This window comes from Roseburia sp. AF25-13LB (assembly GCF_003478915.1).
GTDB classification, from domain to species: Bacteria; Bacillota; Clostridia; order Lachnospirales; family Lachnospiraceae; genus Roseburia_C; species Roseburia_C amylophila.
This window is the reverse complement of record NZ_QUFO01000001.1, coordinates 64,010-87,670: the sequence shown is the minus strand read 5'-3', so window position 1 is coordinate 87,670 and position 23,661 is coordinate 64,010. Positions and strand designations below refer to the sequence as shown.

At 41.6% G+C, this 23,661-nt stretch carries 22 protein-coding genes and 1 other annotated feature; of the genes, 6 read left to right on the top strand and 16 right to left on the bottom strand.

What is annotated here, in order from left to right:
- The first annotated feature begins 119 nt into the window (after window positions 1-119).
- The gene (locus DWY37_RS00400; protein WP_117698294.1) at window positions 120-1,211 is read left to right on the top strand and encodes a pyridoxal phosphate-dependent aminotransferase; all 1,092 of its coding nucleotides are present in this window, start codon (window positions 120-122) and stop codon (window positions 1,209-1,211) included.
- A 191-nt stretch (window positions 1,212-1,402) separates the two neighbouring features.
- Here the strand turns inward: DWY37_RS00400 and DWY37_RS00395 are convergent, their stop codons facing one another.
- From DWY37_RS00395 to DWY37_RS00340, 12 genes are all read right to left on the bottom strand, one after another.
- Window positions 1,403-2,227: a hypothetical protein gene (locus DWY37_RS00395; RefSeq protein WP_118544404.1), complete on the bottom strand. Its 825-nt coding sequence runs from the start codon at window positions 2,225-2,227 to the stop codon at window positions 1,403-1,405.
- Window positions 2,221-2,919, bottom strand: coding sequence for an ABC transporter ATP-binding protein (locus DWY37_RS00390; protein ID WP_022243344.1), 699 nt, complete (start codon window positions 2,917-2,919; stop codon window positions 2,221-2,223). Before DWY37_RS00390 ends, DWY37_RS00395 begins: the two co-directional genes overlap by 7 nt.
- Window positions 2,916-3,287 carry a GntR family transcriptional regulator gene (locus tag DWY37_RS00385; RefSeq protein ID WP_022243345.1) on the bottom strand — a complete coding sequence of 124 codons (372 nt, stop codon included), beginning with the start codon at window positions 3,285-3,287 and terminating at the stop codon, window positions 2,916-2,918. The genes DWY37_RS00390 and DWY37_RS00385 overlap by 4 nt, the downstream gene beginning before the upstream one ends.
- Window positions 3,288-3,646: 359 nt before the next feature.
- Entirely contained in the window at window positions 3,647-5,032 is a 1,386-nt protein-coding gene (gene gltA / locus DWY37_RS00380; protein ID WP_118542005.1) for an NADPH-dependent glutamate synthase, read from the bottom strand.
- Window positions 5,032-5,919 (bottom strand): sulfide/dihydroorotate dehydrogenase-like FAD/NAD-binding protein, encoded by an 888-nt coding sequence (locus DWY37_RS00375; RefSeq protein ID WP_022243347.1) that lies wholly within the window; start codon window positions 5,917-5,919, stop codon window positions 5,032-5,034. Before DWY37_RS00375 ends, gltA begins: the two co-directional genes overlap by 1 nt.
- A 132-nt stretch (window positions 5,920-6,051) precedes the next feature.
- Window positions 6,052-6,858 carry an ABC transporter ATP-binding protein gene (locus DWY37_RS00370; RefSeq protein WP_118542007.1) on the bottom strand — a complete coding sequence of 269 codons (807 nt, stop codon included), beginning with the start codon at window positions 6,856-6,858 and terminating at the stop codon, window positions 6,052-6,054.
- Window positions 6,858-7,823: an ABC transporter permease gene (locus DWY37_RS00365; RefSeq protein WP_117947031.1), complete on the bottom strand. Its 966-nt coding sequence runs from the start codon at window positions 7,821-7,823 to the stop codon at window positions 6,858-6,860. The genes DWY37_RS00370 and DWY37_RS00365 overlap by 1 nt, the downstream gene beginning before the upstream one ends.
- 46 nt (window positions 7,824-7,869) lie before the next feature.
- On the bottom strand, window positions 7,870-8,925 hold the full coding sequence (locus DWY37_RS00360; RefSeq protein WP_117698297.1) for an ABC transporter substrate-binding protein: 1,056 nt from the start codon (window positions 8,923-8,925) through the stop codon (window positions 7,870-7,872).
- Between the two features lie 95 nt (window positions 8,926-9,020).
- Window positions 9,021-9,260 (bottom strand) — a binding site (T-box leader).
- A 47-nt stretch (window positions 9,261-9,307) separates the two neighbouring features.
- Window positions 9,308-10,255 carry a TIGR03943 family putative permease subunit gene (locus DWY37_RS00355; RefSeq protein ID WP_022243351.1) on the bottom strand — a complete coding sequence of 316 codons (948 nt, stop codon included), beginning with the start codon at window positions 10,253-10,255 and terminating at the stop codon, window positions 9,308-9,310.
- 27 nt (window positions 10,256-10,282) lie between these two features.
- Window positions 10,283-11,416, bottom strand: coding sequence for a CobW family GTP-binding protein (locus tag DWY37_RS00350; protein ID WP_118542009.1), 1,134 nt, complete (start codon window positions 11,414-11,416; stop codon window positions 10,283-10,285).
- A gap of 143 nt (window positions 11,417-11,559) precedes the next feature.
- Complete coding sequence (locus DWY37_RS00345) at window positions 11,560-13,287, bottom strand: ABC transporter ATP-binding protein (RefSeq protein WP_118542011.1); 1,728 nt, start codon at window positions 13,285-13,287, stop codon at window positions 11,560-11,562.
- A gap of 52 nt (window positions 13,288-13,339) precedes the next feature.
- Window positions 13,340-13,645 (bottom strand): hypothetical protein, encoded by a 306-nt coding sequence (locus tag DWY37_RS00340; RefSeq protein WP_117947029.1) that lies wholly within the window; start codon window positions 13,643-13,645, stop codon window positions 13,340-13,342.
- A gap of 288 nt (window positions 13,646-13,933) precedes the next feature.
- Here DWY37_RS00340 and DWY37_RS00335 point away from each other — a divergent pair, with 288 nt between their 5' ends.
- The 4 genes from DWY37_RS00335 (at window position 13,934) to DWY37_RS00320 (ending at window position 19,071) form a co-directional block, all read left to right on the top strand.
- Window positions 13,934-14,611, top strand: a complete 678-nt coding sequence (locus tag DWY37_RS00335; protein WP_118542013.1) for a response regulator transcription factor — start codon at window positions 13,934-13,936, stop codon at window positions 14,609-14,611.
- Window positions 14,612-14,689: 78 nt separating this feature from the next.
- The gene (locus DWY37_RS00330; protein ID WP_158575646.1) at window positions 14,690-15,694 is read left to right on the top strand and encodes a sensor histidine kinase; all 1,005 of its coding nucleotides are present in this window, start codon (window positions 14,690-14,692) and stop codon (window positions 15,692-15,694) included.
- Window positions 15,695-15,781: 87 nt separating this feature from the next.
- Window positions 15,782-16,465, top strand: a complete 684-nt coding sequence (locus tag DWY37_RS00325) for an ABC transporter ATP-binding protein (RefSeq protein ID WP_117698304.1) — start codon at window positions 15,782-15,784, stop codon at window positions 16,463-16,465.
- Window positions 16,462-19,071 (top strand): ABC transporter permease, encoded by a 2,610-nt coding sequence (locus tag DWY37_RS00320; protein ID WP_118544405.1) that lies wholly within the window; start codon window positions 16,462-16,464, stop codon window positions 19,069-19,071. The genes DWY37_RS00325 and DWY37_RS00320 overlap by 4 nt, the downstream gene beginning before the upstream one ends.
- On the opposite strand, the gene DWY37_RS00315 is transcribed toward DWY37_RS00320, so the two are convergent.
- Window positions 19,066-19,485, bottom strand: a complete 420-nt coding sequence (locus DWY37_RS00315; protein ID WP_117698306.1) for a PaaI family thioesterase — start codon at window positions 19,483-19,485, stop codon at window positions 19,066-19,068. The genes DWY37_RS00320 and DWY37_RS00315 overlap by 6 nt on opposite strands.
- Before the next feature lie 196 nt (window positions 19,486-19,681).
- Here DWY37_RS00315 and DWY37_RS00310 point away from each other — a divergent pair, with 196 nt between their 5' ends.
- Window positions 19,682-20,320 carry a lactate utilization protein gene (locus DWY37_RS00310; protein WP_118542021.1) on the top strand — a complete coding sequence of 213 codons (639 nt, stop codon included), beginning with the start codon at window positions 19,682-19,684 and terminating at the stop codon, window positions 20,318-20,320.
- Window positions 20,321-20,382: 62 nt separating this feature from the next.
- Here DWY37_RS00310 and DWY37_RS00305 read toward each other — a convergent pair whose 3' ends face one another.
- From DWY37_RS00305 to sigE, 3 genes are all read right to left on the bottom strand, one after another.
- On the bottom strand, window positions 20,383-20,967 hold the full coding sequence (locus tag DWY37_RS00305) for a hypothetical protein (protein WP_118542023.1): 585 nt from the start codon (window positions 20,965-20,967) through the stop codon (window positions 20,383-20,385).
- A 245-nt stretch (window positions 20,968-21,212) separates the two neighbouring features.
- Window positions 21,213-22,817: an MBL fold metallo-hydrolase RNA specificity domain-containing protein gene (locus tag DWY37_RS00300; protein ID WP_117698309.1), complete on the bottom strand. Its 1,605-nt coding sequence runs from the start codon at window positions 22,815-22,817 to the stop codon at window positions 21,213-21,215.
- 92 nt (window positions 22,818-22,909) lie between these two features.
- Complete coding sequence (gene sigE / locus DWY37_RS00295; RefSeq protein WP_022243362.1) at window positions 22,910-23,650, bottom strand: RNA polymerase sporulation sigma factor SigE; 741 nt, start codon at window positions 23,648-23,650, stop codon at window positions 22,910-22,912.
- Between the last annotated feature and the right edge of the window lie 11 nt (window positions 23,651-23,661).

Below are 23,661 nucleotides of genomic sequence, written 5' to 3'. Positions count from 1 at the left end.
TCCTTCTCCGATATGAGATTTTGTTGCTTTTTCTCTCATTACAGTTATAATAGATTATAAACTATTTAAAACACACATGCAACTTTCTTTCCGTTGTATTTTAACAGGAGGTCTTTTTCATGATAACACCAAAAGAACATTTTCACGGAAGTGATTTAGAGAAAATAGAAGCCGTTTACGGTATCAAAAAAGAGGATATTACAAGCTTTTCCGCCAATGTCAATCCCTTAGGCGTATCTCCGCTGCTGCGAAGTACTTTGGCTTCCCATATTGATGCCATTACATCCTACCCGGACCGGGAATATACTTCTTTAAGAGAATGCATCGCCGCTTATACCGGCACCGATGCCAGCCAGGTCATTGTAGGAAATGGTTCCACGGAATTAATCTCTCTTTTTATTCAGATTGAGCATCCGAAAAAAGCCATGATTCTCGGTCCGACTTATTCGGAATATGAGCGCGAAATTTCCTTAGGCGGTGGTACTACACTCTACTATCCACTCCGTGAAAAGGACGATTTCGTCCTTGATGTGGATGATTTTACCGCTCACTTAAATGAAAGCATCGACCTTTTAGTACTCTGCAATCCCAATAACCCTACCTCATCCTGCATCAACCGGACGGATATGCGCCGGATTTTAGATATCTGCAAGCAATATGATATCTTTGTCATGGTGGATGAGACTTATGTGGAATTTGCCGATAACATGGATGAAATTACCGCAGTTCCACTGACCCACTACTATAACAATATTATTATCCTGCGTGGAACATCCAAATTCTTTGCTGCTCCGGGGCTCCGCCTTGGCTACGCTATCAGCGGCAATCAGGATTTAATCAAATCCATCAATACCAGAAAAAATCCATGGACCATTAACTCTCTTGCCGTAATTGCCGGAGAATTGATGTTTACCGATGAAGAATACATCCAGCAGACAAAATCTCTTATTTCTTCAGAGCGTGCCCGGATTTATGAAATCTTTAAAAATCACCCGGATTTCAAACCATACAAGCCATCCGGCAACTTCATGCTCCTTAAAATCTTAAAAGAGGACGTTACTTCTGCAGATTTATTTGATAAAGCAATCCGGAAGAATATGATGATTCGCGACTGCTCTACTTTTCCTTTCTTAGATAACAAATACATCCGCTTCTGCTTTATGATGCCGGAGATGAATGATAAGCTGATTGACTGTCTTCTTTCGAAGTAATTTCTTATTTTTCTCCGCTAATCTGTGCCAGCCGGAACTGCCACTAACAGTTTCTATGGAATTCATGGCGACGTAAAAAGGCGAAACCAGTCTATTTTTGATTGGTTCCGCCTTTTCTTACTTTACAGGAAATTGCTTTCCTGTAAAGCGAAAAATGCTCTGCGAAGATATGCAACAAGTAGTTTTCTCATTTACTCCAGATTTAATTTCTTATGGGTAATCAATGCTGTTATGATATAGCATACAATTGATACACCGATGTAAAGTATCATGCTCTTTGAAAATATATTTCCATACATATTTGCAATCGTTATGCTAAAGAAGCTGTCATCTCCCATTGCAGCCTGTTTCTCAACAAATCCATTTGCTGAATTAATGGATATCACAAAAGATATAATCTGAAGAATCGCATAAAGCACACCATACATCACAATCGACATTGCAACTTTGTGGCGGAACAACTGACCGATTGCCATGCTGGCATATACCATAAGCATAGCGGAAAACGCAGAAATCACACTATATAATATTGCCCAGCCAAAGAGTGCCGGAATCGGAATTCCTATCATATCTCCCAGCTGCTGCAGCAATTCTCCCAGTTTGATTCTTTCCCCTTCATTACCCAGATTCAATCCTGCTGTCACGATCAATGAAAATGCCGAAACATAAACAAGTATTGTCGTAATTGCATGCCAGAATACCGCCACCAAAAGCTTTCCGTTAATCAAGGAAAAAGTGGTTACCGGAAGGGTATGTGACAAATAACCTTCTGCACCATACATGCTGTGGTAAAACCGAACCAGCAGAAAAATAAATGCCGTAACGCTCAATGCAATCAGCCCAATGATATACAAAAGAAGCATTGCCAGCCCGACCAAGGCTCCTATATCTGTTTCGAAAACCTGCATTTTCATCATCAGCATGCCAATTAACGTAACGCCGACCAAAACCATTGCCAGTGGAAATAATACTTTCCAGGTTGCTTTCATTTCATGTTTCATTACTTTTCCTAACATCTAAACACCTCCCGGAACAAAGCATCCACCGATTTACCCTGATTAATTCTAATATCATCTACTGATGAAGTCAGGCTGATTGTTCCATTCTGAATAAAGACTACCTCATCTAATACATTCTCAACATCTGCAATCAGATGGGTTGAAATCAGAATCGTTGCATTCTCATCATAGTTGGTAAGAATCGTCCGCAATATATAATCTCTTGCCGCCGGGTCTACTCCTGCAATCGGCTCATCCAGAACATATAAGTCCGCACGACGGCTCATTACTAAAATAAGCTGCACCTTTTCTTTGGTTCCCTTGGACATGGATTTTAATTTATCATTGGGATTAATGGATAATTTTGCCAGCATATCATAAGCTCTTACCACATCAAAATCCTGATAAAAATCTTCAAAATAATCTAAAATATCACGTACCCGCATCCCCATGTTAAGATACGTATGATCTGGCAGATAAGAAACCACCTTCTTTGTCTCTACGCCAATCTTCATTCCTTCCACCAAAATCTCGCCCTCATCCGGAGTAAGGATTCCGTTAATCAGCTTAATCAGTGTTGTCTTTCCACTTCCGTTCGGTCCTAAGAGGCCAACAATATGTCCGCTCTCTAAGGTCAGATTCAGATGGTCAAGCGCAGTTTTCTTTCCATATCGCTTGCATACATCTTTTACTTCCAATAATGTACTCATGCCTGCTCTCCCTCCAAAATCTCCTGAATCAAAGATAATGTTTCTGATTTCTTATAACCAAGCTTGCTCATATTTTCCAAAAATTCCTTAATCTGTTCCTGTGCCAGATTATTCTTTAACTCCTCAATCATTTTTGCATCCTCCGTTATAAATCTCCCGCTTGTACGCTGGGAATACACAAGTCCTGTCCGCTCTAACTCTGTCAGTGCTTTCTGCATCGTATTCGGATTTACTGCAGCTACCGCCGCCAGATCCCTGACAGAAGGTAACTTATCTCCCGGACTGTATTTACCGGATATTATTTCCATCTGAATCCGCTCCACAATCTGAATAAAAATAGGACGATCCGAATCCAATTCCCATGCCATGCAATCACCCCTTTCCGTATTTTTGTACTATATAAGTAATACAATATATTCTTACGACGGATTTGTCAAGAGGATTTTCATTACCAATCCTTAATTTATTCCTCATGTCAGAAATAGTGGCCACCAGGTGGACACCAGTAACCAATAAGGTGGTCACTTAGTAACCTGCTTAAAACAAAGAATGTGCCTTGGCACATTCTCGCGCCTGCGGCGGTCGCTTGCGACATCTACCTTATACGCCGCAGTGCGCATCCTCGCGGAGCGTTTTTTACTTTACAGGAAAGCAATTTCCTGTAAAGTAAAAAAGGAACGCAGAAAAATCCTGCGTCCCTTAAGCATATATTATTATGCTTTATTCTTTATTTATTGCGTAAGAATTCATCAATTCCCTTTGCTGCAGTTTTTCCTGCACCCATGGCAAGGATAACGGTTGCTGCTCCGGTTACTGCATCTCCACCAGCGTATACGCCATCTTTGGAGGTTGCTCCGGTCTCTTCTTCTGCAATGATACATTTTCTGCGGTTGATGTCCAGACCCTTGGTAGTGGATGAAATCAATGGGTTTGGAGAGGTACCAAGAGACATGATTACGGTATCTGCCTCGATTTCGTATTCAGAACCTGGAATCTCTACCGGGCTTCTTCTTCCGGATGCGTCCGGCTCACCTAATTCCATCTTAATGACACGACAGCCTTTTACCCAGCCGTCTTCGTCTACTAAGATTTCAGTAGGATTCTGCAGAAGGTCAAAGATAATGCCTTCTTCTTTTGCATGATATACTTCTTCTTTTCTTGCCGGAAGCTCTTCCTCGCCGCGACGGTATACGATATGTACCTCTGCGCCGAGACGTTTTGCGGTACGGGCTGCATCCATTGCAACATTACCACCACCAACTACAACAACTTTTTTGCCGGCTTTGATTGGCGTATCGTAGTCATCACGGAATGCTTTCATCAGGTTATTTCTGGTCAAGAATTCGTTTGCAGAGAATACTCCCATTGCCTGCTCGCCAGGGATTCCCATAAATCTTGGAAGTCCTGCACCGGAACCGATAAATACAGCTTCAAATCCTTCTTTTTCCATTAATTCATCAATGGTAACTGCTTTACCAATAACAACGTTGGTCTCAATCTTAACGCCTAAAGCTTTTACATTTTCTACTTCTGCTGCAACTACTTTTGACTTTGGGAGACGGAATTCCGGAATGCCGTAAATTAATACTCCACCGGCTTCATGTAAAGCTTCAAAAATAGTAACATCATAGCCAAGCTTTGCCAAATCACCGGCACAGGTAAGACCTGCAGGGCCGGAACCGATAACTGCTACTTTATGTCCATTTAATTTTTCTGCTTTCTTAGGCTTGATTCCATGCTCTCTTGCCCAGTCAGCTACGAAACGCTCTAATTTACCGATTGCAACCGGCTCACCCTTGATACCACGGATACATTTTCCTTCACACTGGCTCTCCTGTGGGCATACACGGCCACATACAGCAGGAAGTGCAGATGATTCACTGATAATATGATAAGCTTCTTCGAAGTTGCCTTCTTTCACCTGTGCAATAAATGCCGGAATATTAATGGAAACCGGACATCCTTTCATACACTGTGCATTTTTACAGTTTAAGCAGCGTTTTGCTTCTGCTACTGCTTCTTCTTCATTATAGCCAAGACAAACTTCTTCAAAGTTTGCTGCACGTACCTCTGGCTCCTGTTCACGTACAGGTACTCTTGTTAATCCTTCCATTATTTGTCACCTCCGCACTGACCGCATCCGCCATGATGGGTATTGCCTTCCTGCAATTTTAACATTGCACGGCCTTCTTCTGTCTTATACTGAAGCTGTCTCTTCATTGCCTGGTCGAAATCTACCTGATGTCCGTCAAATTCCGGTCCATCCACGCATGCGAATTTTACTTCGCCGCCAACCATAAGACGACATGCTCCACACATTCCGGTTCCGTCTACCATAATTGGATTCATGGATACAACAGTTGGAATGCCAAGCTCCTTGGTCAGTTTACAAACGAATTTCATCATAATCATCGGTCCGATAGCAACACAATGGTCGTAACGGACACCTTTATCCCATAATTCCTGTAACTGGTTGGTTCCCATTCCATGGAAGCCATAAGTACCATCATCGGTTGTTACATAAAGATTGGTTGCAACCTTACGCATTTCTTCTACCAGAATTAATAAATCCTTGGTCTTAGAACCCATGATAACATCACAGTCTACCCCATGTTCATGTAACCATTTTACCTGTGGGTAAACCGGTGCTGTTCCAACACCTCCGGCGATAAATACGATTTTCTTTTTCTTTAACTCTTCTATATCTTCCTCAATAAGGTCGGATGGACAGCCCAGTGGTCCAACAAAATCCTGGAATGTATCTCCTTCCTCTAAATATGCCATACGCTCTGTAGATGCTCCAACTGTCTGGAATACAATTGTTACAGTTCCGGCTTTCTCATCATAATCACAGATGGTAAGTGGTATACGCTCACCTTCTTCATCGATTTTCACGATTACAAATTGTCCTGGCTTTGCAGATTTTGCTACCCGCTCTGCTTTGACATCCATAAGATAAATCTTATCTGCCAGCTTTTCCTTTTTTATAATAGGATACATACTATACCTCCATACTTTGTTTACATCAACTCGTGGAATTCCAGACCACTAGATTTAATCATATAGGAAAAGTGTCAGAAAATCAACATTTTCCGACACTTGTTTCTTAAAAAAATTTACCAATTTCTATTTTTACTGTGCTGACATTAAAATTCTGTCATTGTCAAGACGCTTTCCAGCCTGAATCCGAAACTGCTCTAAGAGACTGTCTACTGTCATTTTCTTCTTCTCTTCATCCTTTAAATCAAGGACAATATTTCCGGAATCCATCATCAGAATCCGGTTGCCAAGCTCTAATGCCTGATGCATATTGTGGGTTACCATAAGACAGGTAATATGATTTTCTGCAATAATTTTTTTCGTCAGTTCCAATACTTTCTCTGCTGTTGCAGGGTCAAGTGCTGCCGTATGCTCATCTAAAAGAAGAATCTTCGGTGTTACCATCGTTGCCATCAGAAGGGTAAGTGCCTGCCTCTGACCGCCGGATAATAATCCCACCGGCTGCTTCATTCTGTCTTCCAGGCCCATATCAAGCTGGGATAACAGTTCTCTGAATTTTTCCTTATCGGATTTACGGATTCTGCTGAAAAATGCATTTTCTTTTCCAGATGCCCGAAGATATGCCAGTGCCATATTTTCTTCAATGGTCATATGTGGAGCTGTTCCCTTTAATGGGTCCTGAAACAGATGACCAATGACTTTACTGCGCAAAAATTCTTTCTTATATGTAATATCCTCTCCATCGAGAATAATCTGTCCTTCGTCTACATAGAACGCACCTGTAATCGCATTAAATGTAGTTGATTTTCCTGCCCCATTACTTCCTACGATTGTTGCAAAATCTCCATCTTCAAGAACCAGGTTCAAATCACACAATGCTTTCTTTTCATTTACGGTTCCCGGATTAAACGTCTTAGATACATGCTTCATTTCTAACATTATCGGTCACCTCCCATTTCCTTTGCATTTGCTTCTTCCAGACGCATATTGTCTTTTAATTTCTTCTGTGCTGTGCTCTTCTGTCTGACAAACGCTGCCTTCTTCTTTAAGAACGGGAATGCAATTGCAATTGCTACGATAATTGCTGAAACCAGTTTCAATGCCTCTGCCGGAACATTCAGTCTTAATGCAACGGCTACTAAGAAACGATAGAGACAGCTTCCTAATACAACGCCTAATACTCTGCGGAACATGGAGCCTTTTCCGATAATGGATTCTCCGATAATCAGGCTGGCAAGTGCGATGGTTACCATACCGGTTCCAAGGTTGATATCGCAGGATTTCTGGTACTGTGCTAATACACCGCCGGATAATGCAGTCATTGCATTGGCTACACAAAGACCTACGGTAATCGTAAAGGATGGATTAATGCTGGAGGCTTTTACCATGTCAGCATTATCACCGGTTGCCCGGATGGAAAGACCTAATCTGGTATTTAAAAATGCGGATAAAATCACGCCGATTACCAGTACGATTAATGCTGCCACAATCAGTTTATACCAGCCACCACCAATGGCATTTTTTGCCATGGTAAATATGGTATTGCAGTTAAACAGGTTCACCTGGGAAGCAAATCCCATGACTGCAATATTAATGGTATAGAGTCCCGTATTTACAATGATTCCTGCCAGAATTGATTCAATTCCAAGCTTTGTCTGCAGAAATGCTGTGATAAATCCGGAACATACACCGGCTAACATTGCTGCTGCCAGTGCCAGAATCGGATGTCCCTGTATCGTCACCATGGCACATACGGCACAGCCTAAGGTAAAGCAGCCATCGGTTGACAAATCTGCAATATTTAATATAGAAAATGAAACAAACAATGCCAGTGCAACCAGGGCGTATATACACCCTAGCTCTAATGCACTTTGTAAAATGGATATTGTAAATATGGAGCCCATTCTTTAATCCCCCTTATTATCTTATCATACTATCGTTTTTTCTCTTTTATTCGAATTCTTCTGCTGTCTGAATCTCTACTACTTTTTCACACATACCGTCAAATACGCTGTAATCAATTCCAAGCTGGCTTGCCACATCTGTATTTACAGTTGCGATTCCGTTGCTCATGGTCTGTACTGCTGTTGTTGCAGGATCTTTCCCATTTACTAAAATATCTACTACAATATCTGCTGTTGCAGTACCAAGGTCAACATAGTTTACACCGAATCCACAGAAAGCTCCGTTTAATGCGAAGGAGTCAGCTCCTGCATAATGCGGAATGCCTGCTTCTGCAAATTTCTCATAAATTGCAAGTTCTGCTGTCATTACGGTGTTATCGGTTGGTGTAAATACGGCATCTACACCGGCTGCAACTAATGCATCTGCTGCAAGAGAAATTTCATCATTGGTTGTTCCTGTTTTTTCTACATATTCAACGCCTTTTTTATCAAGATAATCTTTTGCGTCCTGAATTGGAACAGTGGAAGAATCCTGACTCTTATTATATAAAAGACCTACTTTTTTAATGTCTTTATTTGCTGCAAACATTAAGTCCATTACTGCTTCTGTATTTAATGCATCCGATGTTCCGGTGATATTGGAACCAGGTTTATCCATACTTTCAACAAGTCCTGCGGTAACCGGATCACTGACTGCAGAGAATACAACCGGAATCTGATTTTCTTCTGTTGCTGCCTGCATAATCATTGCGGTTGGTGTTGCGATTGGAATAATCACATCTACATCTTCTGCAACCAGGTCTGTTGCAATCTGGTTTAATGTAGAAGAATCTGCCTGACCATTGTAAGTATAATCTTTATAATCAAAAGTAACACCGAGCTCTTTTGCTTTTGCATCCAGCTCTGCTTCTACTGCTTTCTCAATCTGATTTAAAGAAGCATCATCTACATACTGTACGATACCTACTTTATAAACTTTACCATCTGCTGCGGCCTTCTCTGTTGTTGCTGCATCATTGGATGCACTGTTGCTTCCGCATCCTGCCATTGCTGCTACTGCCATAGCCATTGTTAATACTGCTGCCATCATTTTCTTCTTCATAATTACTACCTCTTCTTTCTTATATGATTTATTGTTGTTCATAAGAGAAAGCGCTTTTACTGTTTTCCAACAGTAAAAAACCGCCTCAAGCTTATGCTTGAGACGGTAATAAAATCTTATTATCGCGGTACCACTCATATTGACGAATTGTCCACTCATTCATGTACGAATCATACATGCCGGATTGGTAACGGGTTCGGTTCCCGGTGACGCCTACTGTTAATTCAGGCCACCCTCGAAAGTCCATTCAGCAAAATCTTCCATACTGCAATTCCACCACCTGCAGCTCTCTTTGATTTCCAATCAAGCTTACTACTCTTTCTCAACGGTTTCTCTTATTGAAGTTAGAATAATACTTTTCTTTCACATTGTCAACACTTTTTTATGAGAAATATACCAGTTCATCTTCCGGCTTCTCTGCCGGCTCGATGGATACCGGATAAAGGACAGGTCCTTTTCCTCTGTATTCCTTGGCAAATTCCACATGAACTTCTGCGGTAATATTTATCCATGATTTGTGACCGATTTCTTCCGACTTCGGATATTTGCATTTAAATCCTAAGAACTGGACATCCTCTACACAACAGGTCATGGCAAAACGTCCCGGTACAAACATGCCCTTTCTGCTCATCTTTTCCGGATTATATACCAGTGCAAGGAATTTGATTTTCTTGCCATCGTATTTCTTCGGATTATCCTGTGCATCCATATACCAGATTGCATAATCTGCATCCGTAATATCAATGACATCTGCATTGATGTCAAATGGCAGTTCTTCATCGGCACTCTCATCAATCGTTCCATCGGCACGCTCGTATACAATCTGTGCCGGACGGTTCTGTGCTTTTACGGCACGGCGGAACTTGCCCTTTGGTGTATTGTCATCACAACGGTTAAAGATTACTACGTCTGCCTTAAATAACTGCTCCATAATCATGGCACGCATATTGGCAAGATACATTTCAAATGTAGTGGCATCTACGGTTGCCAAAGACTGTACGATTACCCAGCCATCCGGCATCTTTGTCTCAAGCAACGTAGCAATATCCCAGGTACCGTTATACTCAATAAAAATCTGCTCCGGTTTGTATGTCTCCTGAATCTTCTGCAAGGTTTCTGTTGTAAAATCTTCCTGCTCCTCAATCATCGCAACCTTCGCATTAATGGTATTTAATTTTGCTTCATCATATTCTTCATCGCCGTCTTCACAGACAATAATTACCGTACGGTTGTCCCCGCCGAAATCATTTTCAAAAAGTGTTTCTTTGATTAATGTGGTCTTACCGCTATCCATAAATCCGGTAAATAAATATACTGGAATCTCCTGCATGGTTTCCCCTTTCCTATCTGACGGGCATTATGCAATGCCGAATAATTCTTCAATCTTGTGTTCGTCAATCTTAGAACCGATGACACAGAGTCTTCCGGTGTAATCCGGCTCTCCGTCTCTTAATTCATACTCGCCCGGAACCATATCAAAGTAAATCCAGGAACCATTGACATCCTCTACCATTCCTTTTGCGCGGAGAATCATACCATACTCTTCGCTCTCAGATAAGGTCTTTAATACCTCCTCAATCTTCTCACGGGTAAATTTATGCGGAGTCTCTTTGCCCCAGCTTGTAAATACCTCATCTGCATGATGGTGATGATGATGTTCGTGGTCATGGTCATGGCATCCGCAGGTGCAGTTCTCGCCATGCTCATGATGATGTTCATGCTCCTCATGGTCGTGATCGTGATGGTGTTCATGCTCCTCGTGGTCATGGTCATGATGGTGCTCATGCTCTTCGTGGTCGTGGTCATGGTCTTCGTGGTCATGGTCATGATGGTGCTCATGTTCTTCCTCTTCTGCTTTATGATGTGCCTCTGCAAGAAGTTTCATCTCAAGAGAATCCTGTCCTTCCATAACTTTGAGAATCTGCTCACCTTTGATGGCATCCCAAGGAGTTGTAATGATTGCAGCCTTGCCATTTAATTCCTGCATCTGTTTTACGCAAAGCTCTAACTGCTCCGGTGTTGTGCTCTGGGTTCTGCTTAATACGATTGTTGTTGCAAATTCAATCTGGTTATTGAAGAATTCGCCAAAGGCTTTCATCTGTTTGGATGCTTTCTTTGCATTTACAACTGTAACCAGTGCATTTAATTTCACATCCTGCTCTTTTTCCACATCAATAACAGATTTCATTACGTCAGAAAGTTTACCAACTCCTGACGGCTCGATTAAGATACGGTCCGGATGGAATTTAGTTATTACTTCATTTAAGTTCTTTCCAAAATCTCCTACCAGGGAACAGCAGATACATCCTGAGTTCATCTCGGTAATCTCAATGCCGGAATCCTTTAAGAATCCGCCGTCGATACCGACTTCACCAAATTCATTTTCAATCAGTACCAGCTTCTCACCAACAAAAGCCTCTTCTATCATTTTCTTGATAAATGTGGTCTTTCCAGCTCCTAAGAAGCCTGAAATAATATCAATTTTTGTCATTTTAACATCCTTCTTTCTAATAATTAAAGTGTATTTCACACTGAATTGATTTGTCTACCTATTGCAATATAGCAGAAAAAGTAAAATTTCTCAAGCAAACCGCGTGAACTTCATACAAATTTTATAAATAGCTTTTCTCAATATCAATGGGTATGATAAAGCCCTGCATAAATTCCATTCCGTGCAAGCAGCTCCTCATGGGTGCCCTCTTCTTCGATTCCCTGCTCAGTCAGCACCAGAATACGCCCTGCATTTTCTATCGTAGAAAGCCTGTGGGCAATTACAAATGTTGTCCGGTTCTTCGCCAGTTTCTCAAGCGATTCCTGTACCACTTTTTCACTTTCATTATCCAGTGCCGATGTTGCTTCATCAAAAATAAGAATCGGTGGATTCTTTAAAAATACCCGAGCAATGGAGAGCCGCTGTTTCTGACCGCCGGAAAGTTTTACACCCCGCTGTCCGATATCTGTATCATAACCATCCGGCAGTGATAAAATAAATTCATGGGCATTGGCATTCTTTGCTGCCTCAATGACTTCTTGCCTTGTCGCATCCGGTTTGCCATAAGCAATATTTTCAAAAATAGTTCCGGCAAACAAATAAACATCCTGCTGGACAATGCCAATGTGGTCTCTTAAACTTTTTAATTTATAGTGGCGGATATCACAGCCATCAATTAAAATTCTGCCCTCTGACACATCATAAAATCTTGGTATCAGGCTGCAAAGGGTTGTCTTTCCGGCACCTGAAGTTCCCACCAGTGCCACATAGCTTCCTGCCGGAACTTTCAGATTTATATGCCTTAAAACGCGGCTTAAATGTTCTTCATACCGGAAGGAAACATCCTGAAATTCTACTTCTCCCCGCACATTTTCCATGTCAATGGCATTTTCCTCATCCGAAATATCCGGTTCAATGGAAAGAATCTCCATAAAACGTTCAAAGCCGGAATATCCATTCTGGAACTGCTCGGTAAAATCAATCAGTGTCTTAACCGGCTCGGTAAATACATTGATGTATAAAAGAAACGTAATCAAATCTGTAATACTCACACTGCCGCCCGGAATCCACAGTGCTCCGGCAATCACCACTACTACGGTAATCAACGTGGTAAATGCAGTCAGTCCCGCCTGATAGCCGCCCATAAAGAGATAACTGTTCTTCTTGGCATCTAAGAAACCTTTGTTTCCGCGGCTGAATTTTTCCTGCTCGACTTCTTCATTAGCAAAGGATTTTACTACGCGGATACCGGAAAGGTTGTCCTCAATCTGGCTGTTGATATCCGCTATCTTAATACGGTTCTGCCGGAACGCCTTTTTCATACGCTTATTAAAGAAATATGCATACGCTATCATAAACGGTACCAGTGCAAATGCCGCCACTGTAAGCTTCGGACTGATTCCCATCATAATAGCAAATGCACCAATTATCTTAATCAGGGAAATCACGATATTTTCCGGTCCATGGTGCAGCAGTTCACTGATATCAAAAAGGTCTGTGGTAATCCGTGCCATCAGTTGTCCGACCTTCTGATTATCATAAAATGCAAAAGACAATTTCTGATAATGTGCAAATATTTCTGCCCGCATATCATATTCTATTTTTGCACCCATTACATGACCATTATTAGAAATATAATAATTGCTGTAACACTGAATGGCTACCAACGCCACCATAAACAAAGCAAGCTTTCCGATTGTCTTTACTGCATCCTGCTCCGGCAAATATACCACTGTTGAAGTGATATAACGCACAATCAGCGGAATCACCAGTGCCGCCACTGCTGCTAACAGTGCAAAAAACATATCGGTAAAAAATACGCCAAGATATGGTTTATAATAAGAAATCATTTTCTTTAAATTCTGCTTCATCTGTCTATCCCTCTTGCCTTTACCAGCTTATTTTTCATCACAACTGTCCATCTTATACTGTTTCTTTTGCAAATGCAAGTTTCTTTATGCTACAATGACTTTTATAAACGTGGCGGATTGAAAAAGCTGCCTGCATAAAATAATTTCGGTTATCCGGAGGATATTTGTTTATGGGATGGAAAATGCCAGTTGTTCTTAGCTGCATGTTTTGCTTGATGATAAACTGTCTTTCCGCTTGCTTTGACCGGATATCTGCACTGTCCGCCGGGTGCGGATGCGGTATAAGACCTGTAAGGGGCACTAGGAATTTCGGCAGGCAAAATATTTTGTCCGGCAACCGGTGCAAATTCACATCCATGTTCATATGCACCTCGCTGGCACGTCCATGTGCCAGCGTTGCCTGTTGCCGGACGAAATTCCAAGTGCCCCTAACAGCCCTTCTTAGGCATCCGTACTTCGACGGACGGTACAGATAGACTGTCAAACATTGGAAAGACGGTTTTTACAGGCAAAAGCAAAATATGCAGCTTAGAACTACGGTATTTTATATCCAAAACAAATATCCTTTGGATAATAGAATTATTTTAGCAAGTGCTCCCGTTGTCAATCCGTGCCTTCTATAAATTAATTGTAAGGAGAAGAAAACATGACATATGTACTTCTTGTAGATGACGATACAAGTATTGTTTCCAGTTTACGCACTTTCCTGAATCAGGAGGGTTTTCAGGTTACTTCTGCGAATAACCATAAGGAAACCATCGATTTATTAGATTCCGGGCAGTATCACTTTGACTTAGCGCTGCTTGATGTCTCCCTGCCGGATGGAAGCGGATTTTCTTTGTGCAGTGCCATCAAGGCAAACTCTGATATTCCTGTCATTTTTCTGACAGCATCGGATGATGAATATAGTGTGGTTGCCGGACTTGACCTTGGTGCCGACGATTATATTTCCAAGCCCTTCCGGCCGAGAGAACTGATTTCCAGAATGAACAGTGTTCTCCGCCGCTGTCACCGCGGCAGCCAGCCGTTGGAATATCATGAACTGAAAGCTGATACCGTACGTGGACTGGTCTATAAGAATAATGTGGAACTGACGCTTTCTGCTTTGGAATACCGGCTGCTTTTACTCTTTCTTTCCAACCAAGGCATTGTCCTTACACGAAGCCGGCTCTTAGATGAACTTTGGGATATGGCAGGGGAATTTGTAAATGATAATACCCTTACCGTCTACATCAAAAGGCTCCGGGAAAAAATCGAAGCCGACCCGGCACACCCGGAATATATCAAAACCATCCGCGGACTGGGCTATAAGCTTGGTGACTAATTGAACTGCAGAAAACGCCTGTCATAAATTTGAGTACCATAATAACCGAAGAAAATGTATTTTCCCAAAGGAGTCTTTATGAAATTTTTACGCAATCCCGAAATCAAAAAATGCCTGTTTCTGCAACTGCTTGTATGCTTTATCTTTGCAGGCATCGGATTTTATTTTGATATCATCTGTGGTGTAATCATCCTTTTTGCATCACTTATTTTCATTCTTATTTTTATGATTTTCACCAAAAAGCGATACCGGAAAGTGGAATCCTTAAGCCAGCAGTTAGATGCGATGCTGCACAGTAACAGCAGTGGTGATTTCAGCGACTATATGGAAGGAGAACTTGCAATTTTACAAAATGAGCTTGCCAAGCTGACCAGACGCCTTGCGGAACAGAATCAGGCTCTTGAAAACGATAAAAAATATCTTGCGGATGCCATGGCTGATATTTCCCATCAGCTCCGCTCTCCCCTTACTTCCATCCGCCTTTTGCTGACTCTCTTAAAAGAGCCTGCTCTTTCCGATGAGAAGCGAAGGGAATCCCTGCGGGAATTATCCATGCTAATTGACCGGATGGACTGGCTCATTGAAACTTTGCTGAAATTATCTTCCATGGACGCAGGAACCATTACTTTTCACCAGACCAAAACCTCTGTCAAAGAACTGCTCTCCGCTGCGGCTGCACCTTTGCTCATTCCACTAGAGCTTCGCGACATCCAGTATCATGAAACCATAGAGCCGAAGGATTTTTCTTTTTCTACGGATTTACGATGGACGGCTGAAGCCCTTGGAAATATCTTAAAGAACTGCATGGAGCACACGCCTTCCGGTGGCAGGATTGATGTTACGGTTACCGACAATCCAATCTATGTTTCTATCGTGATTGAAGATAATGGAAGTGGTTTTCTGCCAGAAGATATTCCGCATCTTTTTGAACGCTTTTACAAAGGAAAAAATGCCACCGGCCAGAGCATTGGCATCGGTCTTTCCCTCTCCCGTATGATTGTTTCCAAAGAAAACGGAACCTTAAAAGCAGAAAACCGTAAAGAAGGCGGTGCACGTTTTATCCTGAAATTCTATAAAAAGTGACAGAACTGTCACTGAAAAGTCATGCTCCTGTCATCCGGGATGCTTATACTTCTCATTAGAATCGCATCAAATGGAAAGGAGTTACTTATGGAAATCTTACGAGCTGAAAATCTTACCAAAATCTATGGAACAGGAGAAAATCAGGTGGTTGCCCTAGACCACGTTTCTTTTTCTGTCAACAAAGGCGAATTTCTCGCTATCATCGGGCCATCCGGTTCCGGCAAATCCACACTGCTTCACATTTTAGGCGGTGTCGATACACCAACCTCCGGCAAAGTCTATATGGAGGGCACCGATGTCTACGCGCAAAAGGAGGAACAGCTTGCCATCTTCCGCAGACGGCAGGTCGGGCTGATTTATCAGTTCTATAATCTGATTCCGGTACTGAATGTCATTGAAAATATGACACTTCCTGTCCGCATGGATGGACGCCCGGTCAACAAAGAGCATTTAAATGAGCTGCTGGAAATTCTCTCTTTAAAAGGGCGGGAAAATCATCTTCCAAACCAGCTTTCCGGTGGTCAGCAGCAGCGTGTCTCCATCGGCCGTGCTTTAATGAACGCTCCTGCTGTGGTTTTAGCCGATGAGCCTACCGGAAACTTAGATTCCAAAAACAGCCAGGAAATTGTGGAACTCTTAAAATATTCCAACCAGAAATTTAACCAGACCTTAATTGTCATTACCCATGATGAAAACATTGCCCTTCAGGCAGACCGCATCATTGCCATTGAAGACGGCAAAATTACACGGGATGAGGTGATTCGTGCATGAATATCTTCCACAAAATCACACTCACCAACTTAAAGAAGAATAAAACCCGTACCATCGTCACGATTATCGGAATTATTCTTTCTACTGCCATGTTTACCGCAGTTACCAGCAGCATCAGCTCTCTTCATGCATTTATGAAGGAATATACCATTGATACCGAAGGAAGCTGGCAGGGTGCCGCTTTTCGTGTCACCCAATCAGAGTCAAAAGATTTTCTCTCCCATGATGAAATCGACTCTTCTGTTTCTTTAAAATATATTGGATATGCCAATCTTACCGATTCTGCTAACCAATACAAACCATACCTTTATATCTGTGGTGTAACGGATGATGTTACTACTCTTCTTCCGGTACACATCACGAAAGGACGGATGCCGGAAAACGATTCTGAGCTTCTGCTTCCTGAGCACCTTACCTATGACGGTGGCATTGCTTATAGCTTAAACGATGAAATTACCCTGGATGTTGGGGAACGTGTGGATGAAGATGGTTCTATTTTAGATAATAACACTTCACTGCTTGGTAATAAGTCAGAAAAATCCAAAGACGGAAAAGTGATTCCATTAGAATCCATTACAAATACGGAGTCAAAAACCTATCAGGTAGTAGGTTTTTACAGCAGACCTTCCTTTGAAAGCTTTCAGGCTCCGGGTTATACAGCACTGACTCTCTCTTCTGCCCGGACATCCTATCAGGATATTTACTTCTGTCTTCATAACAGCAAGGATGTATCCAGTTTTTTAGAGCAGAATGCACCATATTCTTATACCATGAACTATGATTTACTGCGGCTTGACGGAGCATCCATGGAGGATTCCTTAAACCGCACCGTCACCAGTCTTGCGGTTATTTTGATTGCAATTATCGTACTTGGGTCTATCTCACTGATTTATAATGCATTTTCCATTTCTATCAGCGAAAGAACCAGACAATTTGGTCTGCTTTCATCCCTTGGTGCAACCAGACACCAGATGATTCACAGCATCCTGTTTGAAGCGGCTTTCCTGTGTCTTATCGGTATTCCGCTTGGAATCTTCTTCGGTTTAGTTGGGATTGGCATTACCTTCTATTTCACTGGTGATACTCTTGCCATACTGTACCGAAGTGACACCACACTGCACCTGACCCTGCAGCCATCCGTTGCCGGAATTGTGATTGCCGTCACCCTCGCTTTTATTACGGTATTGATTTCTGCTTACCTGCCGGCACGGAAATCCATGAAGTTATCTGCCTTAGAAGCCATCCGACAGACCAGTGATATTAACATCCGTTCCAAAAAAGTGCATACATTTCCACTTACAGAAAAATTATTTGGCTTTGAAGGAATGCTTGCTGCCAAAAACTATAAACGAAGCCGCAGCAAATACCGTGCTACTGTTATCTCTCTTTTCTTAAGTATTGTACTGTTTATTTCTGCCAGCAGCTTTTGTGCTTATCTGACACGTTCCGCCGGCAGCATTTATAACGGAAACGGCTATGAACTTTCCTGCACGATATATTCCGAAAATAACTATGACCCGGATACGCTTTTAACAAAAATCCGCGCTTTAGATGGTGTAGATAAGGCTTCTTACGGTGCCAGCTTCGCTGCCTGCTTTACTGTAGCCAAAGAAGACTGTTCGAAAGAATTTGAAAGTTTCTATTCTGATTATGAACAGGCTTATTACAGCAATACACTCCTGGCAGATGACTCCTGTGAGCTTACCACTTTGATTTATTTCGTGGAGGATCATTTATTTGAAGATTATTTAAAAGAAATCGGGGAAAATCCTTCCGATTATCAGAATTCTGATCATCCAACGGGTGTATTGATTGACCGGCTTCATGTATTCAATGACAAATACTATGACATTAATATTTTCGCCAATCCTTCTTCGCAGGATATTGTATTATCCGCTTTAGACGAAGATGTGAAAAATACCTGCACCGTCACCGCTGGTGCTTTCAGTGATACCATTCCTTTCGGTGTCAGTGCTCCTTCCGATAATGCGAAATTTATTTTTCCATATTCCTGTAAGGATGCTCTCTGGCAGGCACTCAGCCAGAACCCGGATAGTTCACTGGAAAATTCATACTATATAAAAACAGATAATCACAAACAGGTACAGACCGACTTAAATACACTCTTTGACAACGAAAATATTTCTGCTGATATCTATGATTATATGGATTCCATTGAAAATGAGCGTGCCATGATTACCGTTATCAATATTTTTTCCTATGGATTTATTACACTAATTTCCCTGATAGCGGCAGCCAATGTATTTAACACGATTTCTACCAATATTATTTTACGAAAACGTGAATTTGCCATGTTAAAGTCCATCGGTCTTTCTCCGAAGGGTTTCCGCAAAATGATGCAGTTTGAATGTCTGCTCTATGGCTGCAAAGGACTCCTTTACGGACTTCCGGCTTCTATTGGAATCACCTGGCTTATTTATCGGGCAGTCAGTGATGGAATCGACTTTGGATTCTTTATCCCATGGTATAGCTTTGTCATTGCCATTGGCAGTGTGTTTGTCGTCGTTGCTGCAACCATGATTTATTCCATGCGTAAGCTTTCTTCTGAAAATATCATGGATGCATTAAAAAATGAAAATTTATAAAATCTCTTTTTCTTTCAGATTATAAAAGGTAAAATCACCGGTATTTAAAAGCATTCCATTGGCATCTGTAATTTCAAATGCTACTACTGTGAGGTTCCTTCCGGGTTTTACCACTTTGGCGGTGCATGTAACATATTCTGTTGCACGCGCCGCTTTTAAATAGCGGATCTGTCCGTCCACAGTAGTCACATAATATCCATAGGTTCCTGCCGCAATTCCGCATATGGTATCCACTGCCGAATACAGTACTCCGCCGTGCAAATCTCCATAGATATTTGTAAACTCTTTTTTGAATGGCAGTTCTGCCTTTACCCTTCCAAGTTCTGCCTCTGTTATCTTCATCTGCAGCAGACTTCCAAAGGGATTCTGCTCTAATAATTTCTGGCATTCTTCTATTGTAATTTTATTTTGCATTTGGTTCCTCTTTTCTTACATGTATCTTTTATCCTTTATTTGTACCCATTTTGTGCTCATTTATGTTTTTTGTCAATGAAACAATCTATCTGACTTTTCGGATTGCCAAATCCCCATCCTATGATGTAATATATTTTGTATGGTGTATATTAAGAATTTTTCTCACCATACACTTACGCATCAAGGAGGTATCTTTATGAATCCAAAGAAACAATTTTATGAAACACTCGCTACGTCCATGATTGAAAAATTCAAGAAAAGACAGATTGACGCATATTACTGTGCCACCAAAGAAGAAGCCGTTGCACTTGCCACTTCCATGCTGCCGACACAGGCAACCGTTGGTTTTGGCGGTTCCATGACTTTAACCGAAAGTGGTATGATGGCTGCTCTGCAAAATAAGACTGACATCACACTTTATGACAGAAGCAAAGCTGCCACAGCGGAAGAAACAACTGCAATTTATCATCAGTGTCTGAATGCAGATTATTATTTTATGAGTTCCAATGCAATCACTTCTGACGGGCAGCTTGTCAATATTGACGGAAATGGCAACCGGGTTGCAGCACTCATCTATGGCCCGAAGGAAGTCATCGTTATGGCCGGTATGAATAAGGTTGTAAAAACAGTTGACGACGCTCTTGACCGGGTACATAATACTGCTACTCCTGCCAACTGCATCCGCCTTAGCAAGAAAACGCCATGTGCACTCACCGGAACATGTGCCGACTGCCTCTCACCGGAGTGTATCTGTAATCAGGTTGTTATCACCAGAAGAAGTGGTATTCCGGGAAGAATCAAAGTAATTCTCATCGGAGAGGAATTAGGATATTAATACGATTTCATAAAAAAATCCGCATACCAGATATACTCTGATATGCGGATTTTTATTTTATCCTATGCTCCGGCTGTAAATGTCGGTAGTTTCTCAATGACTTCCTGCAACGGACTCCAGTTCATCAGTTCTTCCTTTTCATCCTCTCTCTTGAAAGAAATCCCATTTTCCTTTTTCTGCTTTCTTTTTTCTGCACTTTCCTGAGTTCCCGGCAATCTGCTATAGGCACCGGATTTATGAAATTCTTCCGACACCCTGTTTATCGCAGCCACAATATATTCCTTATCCGGGTCATTGTCCGATATACCGGAAACAGCGGTGGATACAATACGGTTTGCTTCTTCTTTGCTCTTTGCAGTTTTCAGCTCGTTCTCCACTTCCTCTGCAATCATCTGAATCCGTATCGCATGAGCATATGCAATGGGGTCATTTCTTTGAAGCCATGAAAGTTCTTCTTTGGTCAGCTTCTTTCCAGCCTCTAATTTCCGTTTGATTTTCGCCATTTTTTCCTGTTTTGCTTCTTCACTTTCTTCTGCCACATTATTATCATAAATGCATTTCAGCATATACTGCGGCAATTCCTCCACCGTAGATACCTTCTTTGTATCCTGCTCCGTATTGGAAAATAAATTCAGTCTGACTGCCATCGCATCTCCTCCTGATTTCGTAATCTGTTCCTTGCATTTTATCTTACACTTATATATCGGAATATTTCTTCTTTTTCCATAGTCATTTGTAAATGCTTGACAGCAAGTAGCGAGAAACACGCTTTGCGAGTTTCTCGAGTAAAAAAAGACATCCGCACCGGCATTTTCCCGGATACGAATGTCTTTTCTGGTTACTTTTCATGATACTTTTCTATTTCTTTATTTCCAAGTTCCTTTTCAACTTCCTATCTGTCCCACTTATCTGCCAGAGAATTAATCTGGTCAGCAAATTTCGCAAGATCTTTATTTGGGATACCTTCATTCTTCTGAATGACACTAAGCAGCCTCTGACCCGCCGCCAGCAGTCTTGCAAACACATTAGAGGATGCCTTTGCCGGTTTGTCTTTCTTCTTTTCAACCAGTTCACGGGTTCCTTCATGAACACAGACATTTTCTAATAAGTCATAGGTATCACCACTATATGGTGCAACCGCCTGATAGCCTAATTCCGTATGCAGATGCTCTGCAAATTCATCACAGACCTTATCCTCACCATGTACCACAAAGACACGCTTTGGTGGATTTTTAAATGCAGATGCCCATTTTGTCAGCATATCACGGTCTGCATGGCCACTGATACCAGGAAGATTTAAAATTTCTGCATGTACCTGAATATTTTCACCGAAAAGTTTTACTTCTTTGGCTCCATTCAAAAGTGCATGACCCAAGGTTCCAGGTACCTGATATCCTACAAACAGAATCGTGCTTTCCGGTCTCCACAAATTATGTTTTAAATGATGGCGGATACGGCCAGCCTCACACATACCGGAAGCAGAAATGATAACCAATGGTTTCTTGCTGAAGTTAATCATTTTGGATTCATCACTGGTAACAGACGTTTTCAGTCCCGGGAATCCAATCGGATTAATACCCTGCTCCACTAATTTCTTTGCCTCATCAGAGAAGCAGTCTTCTACACTCTTATGGAAAATATTCGTTGCCTCCACAGCCAGCGGGCTGTCGATATAAGCCTCAAAATCTTCAAACTCCGGCAGCAGATGTTCTGTCTTAATCCGTCGCAGATGATATAGCATTTCCTGTGTACGGCCTACAGAAAATGCCGGAATGACAAGATTACCACCTCTTGCAAATGTCCGCTTAATTACTGCCGCAAGTTCCGGTGCATAATCCGGCGGATCTGCATGTATCCGGTCACCATAAGTTGATTCAATCAATACATAATCTGCTTCATCGATAAACTGCGGATTTTTAATCAATGGCTTATTGCCATGACCGATATCTCCGGAAAATACAATTTTCACAGTCTTATCTTCTTCCGTCAGCCATACCTCAATGCTGGATGAACCAAGAAGATGTCCTGCATCTACAAACCGGATTTTTACTCCATCACAGATTTCAATGATTTTATTGTAATCACATGGTACAAAATGCTCTAAAACCCCCTGTGCATCATCCATATCGTAAAGAGGCACTACTTCCGGTAATCCGGCTCTCCTGGCCTTACGGTTTCTCCACTCTGCTTCAAACATCTGGATGTGTGCACTGTCCTTTAACATGATATTACAAAGTTCGCTGGTTGCTGTTGTCGCAAATATCTGTCCCCGGAATCCATGACTATACAGCAATGGAAGTAAGCCTGAATGGTCGATATGGGCATGTGTTACAAACACATAATCAATATTAGATGCATTCACCGGAATCTCCTGATTCACATATAAATCCGGTCCCTGCTCCATACCACAATCCACCAGTATCCGCTTATCCTGACATTGCAGAAAATGACAACTTCCAGTTACTTCATGTGCAGCCCCTAAAAACTCCAATAACATAATACCATCTCCTCGCCATCTCTTTATTGTCGGACTTATGATAGTATCATTTTATCATATTGGACAAAAAATGTATACATTTTATTCGTTTTTTATTCAAATCGCACAATTTCTTTCTTCAATCGTTTCATAATCTTTTTCTCCAGCCTGGAAATATAGGACTGGGAAATTCCTAATAAATCCGCCACCTCTTTCTGGGTCAGTTCATTATCATTTTTCGAATTGATGCCAAACCGCAGTTCAATAATCGTCCGCTCCCTGCCGCTTAAATGCTCAATTGCTTTATTCAAAAGCTTCTTTTCAACCTCAGTCTCAATATCCCGGTAAATGACATCTTCATCTGTTCCTAAAATATCCGAAAGTAATAATTCATTTCCGTCCCAGTCCACATTTAACGGCTCATCAATGGATACCTCTAATTTCGTCTTATTATTTCTACGCAGATACATCAGAATTTCATTTTCAATACATCGGGAGGCATAGGTTGCAAGCTTGATATTTTTTTCCGGATTAAAAGTATTAATTGCCTTGATTAATCCGATGGTTCCAATAGAAATCAAATCCTCCACTCCTACTCCCGTATTGTCAAATTTCTTCGCTATGTATACTACAAGTCTCAGATTATGCTCGATTAATTTCTTTCTTGCAGTCTCACTCTGCTCTTTCACCAATTGTCCGATACATTCCATTTCCTCTTTCGCCGGAAGCGGTGGCGGCAGCACCTCTGCCCCTCCGATATAGTGAATTTCCGTCTCCTTACGAAGCAGCATATCTTTTAAACTACGCACAATGCGAAACTGAAAATGCTCCGGTATATCTACTTTTAAATACATTACAACTCCTC